General features: G+C 68.7%; 1 protein-coding gene and 2 pseudogenes. All 3 read right to left on the bottom strand.

Features of this window, described 5'->3' with window-relative positions; all coding sequences use genetic code 11:
• Positions 1-665, bottom strand: a pseudogene (locus tag ABZ646_RS45260) (site-specific integrase); the annotation flags it as partial.
• Positions 662-1,840, bottom strand: coding sequence for a tyrosine-type recombinase/integrase (locus tag ABZ646_RS45255; RefSeq protein WP_360533250.1), 1,179 nt, complete (start codon positions 1,838-1,840; stop codon positions 662-664). The pseudogene ABZ646_RS45260 and the gene ABZ646_RS45255, both read right to left, overlap by 4 nt.
• Positions 1,841-1,960: 120 nt before the next feature.
• A pseudogene (locus ABZ646_RS45250) lies at positions 1,961-2,191 on the bottom strand (transporter); the annotation flags it as partial.
• Positions 2,192-2,277: the final 86 nt, after the last annotated feature.

Genomic DNA, 2,277 nt, shown 5'->3' with positions numbered 1-2,277 from the left:
GCGACTTCGTCCTCGCAGGTCACCGGCACGGGGCGATCACGGCGCTCGTAGGTGGCGAAGAAGTTCTTCGGCGGCTTCGCCCCTCCCGGGCGCCCGGCCCGGATGTAGCCGCACTCGTGCGCGCCGCACAACCCCAGTGGCGAGGCGGCCAGTTCGTCGCACACGTCCGCGCGGCACTCACCGTAGCCCGGGAGCGACGGCTGGTCGGCCAGCCATCGCTCGAACTCCCCCTCGTTCACACGTCCTTCGGGGTGCCGCTTCAGGTGGCTCAGCCACCGGTTGCGGTGCCGGAAGCACAGCACCAGTTGCAGGCTGAACGCCGGCCGCTGCGGGCAGATCCGGCACATCATCGCCTCCGGCATCTCCGTGGCCGGCAGCGGCTCCGCGGTCCGCAGGAACTGAGCCCGGCTTATGCCGCGCGCCTCAGCCTCCTGCCACTGCTCGGCGTGCACCGAGCACATCGCGTAGCGCCGCCAGCGGGGCCGCTCGCAGTCGACGACTGTGCAGCTCCACGGATAGACCAGGTGCGTCGGCGGGATCTTCAGCGCCCCGCCGCGCAGCGCCGGGTCGAACTCGGGCCCGTTGATCAGTGCGGTGAGCACCTCCAGCCGGTCCCGTCGCGTGCGGGCATCCTGCTGCTGCGGCAGCAGCGATGGCGTCGTCACTTCGTCTCACCCCAGACCGTGCGCAGGGCGGCGTCGAAGACCGGGTCGTGGACATCGACGTGTCCGTAGACCTCATCCACCATCGCGGCCGAGGCCCAGCCGCCGGCGTCCCGGGCGATCAGTGTGTTGCCGTCGGCCGCGTCGAGAACCGCGGAAGTAAACGAGTGCCGGAAGGCATGGGATTTCACGACCCCGAGTCCGGCGCGTTTCCCGGCCCGGCCGAGCATACGACGGGCGCCGACCGGCGCCCACGGCTGTCCGGTATCGGCGCCGTGCAACTGAACCAGGAGCATGCCGTGCCCAGCCCCGCGCGGGTACTCGGTGGTGACGTACTCGAAGTAGGTGTGCACCATTGCCGGGCTGACCCGCTTGATCAGCCCGCCGGTCACGATGCCGTGCTCGACCCGCCAGGGGTGCTTAGTCTTGGCCTCGGCCCGGTTCGGATTGCCGGGCCGGTGGCAGACGTGCAGGTGAGGGGCGCGGCACTCGCCGCAGGCCGCGTTCTCGCGAAGGTGCAGGTCGACCAGGTGAAGTCCGCAGAGCTCGCCGATGCGAAGCCCGCCGTCGGCGAGCCAGGTGACAACCAGCCGGTCCCGGGCGGCGTTCACCGTCTCCAGCAGCCTCTCCCGGGCGCCGTCCGGGAGCAGCTTTGGATGCCGGCAGTGCGGCCCCTTCGGCGCCAGCGGGTTGGTGGGCAGCGACGACTTCACATGCCCGAGGAAGGAGCGGCGCCGGTCCACCCGCAACGGCAGCCGGTACTTGTCGAGCTTCTTGCCGAGTTCGCCGTTGATGCCGAGGAAGGATTGGTGCAGGTAGAAGCCCTTCAGACAAGCCGCCGCGGTCGACAGCGCGGAGTGGCCGTAGGGGCGCTTGCCGACCCGCCACGGCTCGCCGAGCGGCATGCGGACCTCGGCACCGACCATGCCCATATACCGTTCCAGGTCCCGCAGTTGGACCGCTGCGAAGGCCAGGCACTCCCGCTCCAGCCACCGCAGATGGTCCACCAGCAGATACGCGTACGTCCTCTGCGTTCCCGAACCATCATGCAGACGCAGGAACCGGTCCGCCTCCGTGTGCACCGTCCCCTCGGGCCACACGACCGTCCACGACCGCCGCCCGTCCTTCCGCTCGATCTGCTGGACCCTCAGGTCCCCGACCACCACGTGCCGTGCCACTCGTCCTCCGTACCGACTCCAGAACATGACAGATGTCCCGGACACGGTCGGTAAACAAGCCTGGGACGTGCAGGTCACAGTCCCAGACGGACATCACGGGCAGGACTACCTGAGGTCGGTAAACTCGACGATGACCGGCGATCCGTTCTCATCCAACCCGAGCGAGTCGATCCGGCCCCCGTGCACCGGCCCGGTGCTGTACTCGCTCGCCAGGAACCGGACGCCCACCAGTGTCTCCATGTGGGTCTCGACGAGACGCTGTACATCGGTCTCAACCTCGGCAAGACGCGGCACGACCTCGGTCACGCCGCCATTCGTTGCGTCCGTGCGGAACAGCTTCAGGCCCGACATCTTCCCCCTCCTCGGCTCGGTGATCACCAACGCCGAGAAGTGATGTATTGTTTCCGCGGGAAGCCCCGGAGACGTGAAGGTAATGT

Origin of the sequence: Streptomyces sp. NPDC007162 (assembly GCF_040634175.1) — a bacterium.
In the GTDB taxonomy this organism is placed as follows: Bacteria; Actinomycetota; Actinomycetes; order Streptomycetales; family Streptomycetaceae; genus Streptomyces.
This window is presented reverse-complemented; position numbering and strand designations above follow the sequence as displayed.